The 3041-nt window shown below is 66.0% G+C and carries 3 protein-coding genes; all 3 read right to left on the reverse strand.

Annotation, left to right across the window (positions count from 1 at the left end; genetic code table 11):
• Positions 1-106: 106 nt before the first annotated feature.
• Positions 107-802, reverse strand: a complete 696-nt coding sequence (locus EOA60_RS26240) for an RNA polymerase sigma factor (protein WP_095824661.1) — start codon at positions 800-802, stop codon at positions 107-109.
• Between the two features lie 94 nt (positions 803-896).
• Complete coding sequence (locus tag EOA60_RS26245; protein WP_067324804.1) at positions 897-1982, reverse strand: HPP family protein; 1086 nt, start codon at positions 1980-1982, stop codon at positions 897-899.
• A gap of 236 nt (positions 1983-2218) precedes the next feature.
• On the reverse strand, positions 2219-3041 hold an 823-nt coding region (gene metC / locus EOA60_RS26250), incomplete at its 5' end, for a cystathionine beta-lyase (RefSeq protein WP_128312126.1).

A 3041-nucleotide genomic window follows, 5' to 3' on the forward strand; every position in this document is an offset into this window, starting at 1 on the left:
ATCTTAGGGTCTGCGCGCGTCGCTTTCCTCCTGCTACGCCCAGGATGACGAGGCGATGGCGGCGATGCCTATCCTCAACGCGGGCTTCGCAAAATCTGAACGCGCCTCAGGCCTCGAACCCCAGCCTCTTCATCACCGCCTGCGTGAGCCGTTCGCAGCGCCGGCCGGCGAAAGGAAAAGCGTCGAGCAGCACCGGGCCGATCTCGTCGTCCAGCGCCTTGCGCACCAAGGCACGCGCCCGGTGCAGCCTTGTCTTCACCGTTTCCGGCCTGATGCCGAGCAGGTCGGCAGTTTCCTCGATGCTCAATCCCTCGATGACGCGGGCGACGAAGACCGTGCGATAGACATCGGGAAGGCTGTCGGTCGCCCGCTCGACAAGCCCGAGGATCTGCCGCTGCGCCATTGTCCGCTCCGGATCGTCGCCAGGGTTCAGGTCATTTGAATTCAACGGAAACCGGATGATCTGCGCGTCAGGGTTTTCAGGCATTGCCACGATGCGTTTTCTCTTGCGCAGCCGGCCGAGCGCCTCGTTGATGACGATGCGCGACAGCCAAGTCGAGAGCGAGGCATCGCCGCGGAAGCTGTCGAGGCTGGCGAAGGCGCGCATATAGGCTTCCTGCACGATGTCCTCGGCCTCGGCGTCGTTGCGCACCACGCCGCGCGCGATGCGGTAGAGCCGCTGGTTGTGCGTCTTGATGATCAAGCGAAAGGCGCCCGGGTCCCGTGCCAGGGCCCGGTGCACCAACGCCATCTCGCCGGCCTCCGCCGCCGAAACCGCGGCGGCCTGACTTGCTGACTTCATCATCGCGCCCCGATCTCCCAACAGGCGTTGCATCCGGGCAATTGGACGCGCCTGCCGGCAAAAGGTTCCCGGATTTTCCCGATCCAGTCGCTCGCTATGCTACAGCTTTCAGCGGCGGCCTGTCTGCAGCCTGCGCGCGGGCGGCGGCAGCAAGCAGATCGGTCTGGGTGATGAGTCCGAGAATATGCCGTCCGGCGTCGACGATCACCACCGCATGGCTGCGCCCGTCGGTCAGCAGCGGCAGCAGGCTCATCGCCGGCGTCTCGGGCGAGGCCGTGCCGGCCTTCGACATCACGCCCTTCACGGTGTCGGTCGCTTGCGTCAGTTCGCGCAGGCCGACGGCGCCGACCAGCCTCGCCTCGGCGTCGACCACCGGCAGGGTGCGGATATTGTGGTCGAGAAGCTGCTTGCGCGCCTCGTCGGCGGTGGCGTTCTCCGACATCGAGATCACGTCGCGGGACATGATGTCCCGGCAGAGCAGCGTCCGATGCGCGCGCACCATCGCCTGCAGCTCGACCTGGCGCAGCAGCCTTTCGATGTCGTCACGGTCGATGTCGAAGGTCTCGTCGAGTGCCGCCAGGGCGGCATCGACATCCTCGGGCCGGAAGCCGACGCGCTCCGCCGGCGGCCGGTCGGCTGTGCCGTGGCTGTTGGCGGCAGGCTGAGGCACATGCGGATAGTTGCGCCGCGACAGCTTGTGGAACAGGAAACCGAGCGTCACCAATATGATCGAGTTCAGCGCCACCGGCACGAAGGGAAACAGGAAGCCGGCGCTGATCACGGCCGGCCCGCCAAGCACGCCGGTGAGGGCTGCCGCACCGCCCGGCGGATGCAGTGAGCGCGTAAACGACATGGCGGCGATCGCCAGCGCCACCGCCAGCCCGGAGGCGATCACCGGGTTGTGCACGAAATGCGCCACCGTCACGCCGACCAGCGCGGAGATCGTGTTGCCGCCGATGATCGACCAGGGCTGCGCCAACGGGCTCGACGGAACGGCAAAGAGCAGCACGGCGGACGCGCCCATCGGCGCCACCAGCATCGCCACATGCGGTCCGTTGCCCATGGCGAGCCCGCTGATCACGCCGGTCAGCGCGATGCCGATGGTCGCGCCGATGCAGGCAAGCAGCCGCTCGCGCAGCGTCGCGCCGGCAAGGATCGGAACGAAGAGGCGGAACGCCATGGCAGCCCCAGGTCGAATGGCTTGAACTGTCGAATGGTGGAATTTGCGCTGCCCGAAATGCCGCCGAAGCCACGGATTTGGAAGCCAAACCAATCCGTATATTCGCGGCTGGAGAGAATATTATTGCAGCGCGGATCGCCTGCGAGATGCCGCCAGCGGCCTCGGCTTTCTCAATCGCGCCAAGGCTTTACGGCCGTCCGCGGATTCAGTTTGGCAACGGCATTTAGCACCGTCGCTCAGGCCTCGGCCGCGGCGGCGAGGCCGCGCTGGATGTCGGCCTTGAGGTCCTCGACGTCTTCCAGCCCGATCTGCAGGCGGATCAGCGGCCCGGCATAGGAGCCCTTGGCGATGGTGCGGTCGCCGAGGAAAACCGGCACCGCAAGGCTCTCATAGCCGCCCCAGGAGTAGCCGAGGCCGAAGATGGTCAGCGCGTCGAGGAAGGCGTGCTGCGTCTTCTGTCCGCCGCCATTGAGAACGATCGAAAAGACGCCGCTCGAGCCGCAGAAATCGCGCTTCCAGAGCGCATGGTCGGGATGGCTCGGCAGCGCCGGATGCAGCACCTGCGCCACGCCCGGCTGCTCCTCCAGCCAGCGCGCGATTTCGAGCGCGCTCTTCTGGTGCTGCTCCAGCCTCACCCCCATGGTGCGCAGGCCGCGCAGCGTCTGGTAGATGTCGTCCGGGCCCGAACAGCAGCCCAGCGTGCAGAACCCGTCATAGAGCTGCTTCCAGCAAGCCTCATTGGCCGAGACCAGGCCGAGCAGGACGTCCGAATGGCCGGCTGGGTATTTGGTTGCCGCATGGATCGAGATGTCGACGCCGTGGTCGAGCGGCTTGAAGTAGAGCGGCGTCGCCCAGGTGTTGTCCATCATGACGAGCGCGTTTGCCGCATGCGCCGCCTTGGCGATCGCCGGAATGTCCTGCACCTCATAGGTGTTCGATCCCGGCGACTCGGTGAACACCACCTTGGTGTTGGGCTTGATCAGCGATGCAATTCCGGCGCCGATGCGCGGACCGTAATATTCGACTTCGATGCCGAGCCGCTTCAGCATCGTATCGGCG

The sequence above is a fragment of the Mesorhizobium sp. M1A.F.Ca.IN.020.06.1.1 genome (assembly GCF_004023265.1).
Taxonomy (GTDB): Bacteria; Pseudomonadota; Alphaproteobacteria; order Rhizobiales; family Rhizobiaceae; genus Mesorhizobium.

What these genes read in the sequence shown, in the direction of transcription:
- EOA60_RS26245 (WP_067324804.1), bottom strand. Translation starts at nt 1,982, where the DNA reads ATGGCGTTCCGCCTCTTCGTTCCGATCCTTGCCGGCGCGACGCTGCGC.
- EOA60_RS26240 (WP_095824661.1), bottom strand. Translation starts at nt 802, where the DNA reads ATGAAGTCAGCAAGTCAGGCCGCCGCGGTTTCGGCGGCGGAGGCCGGC.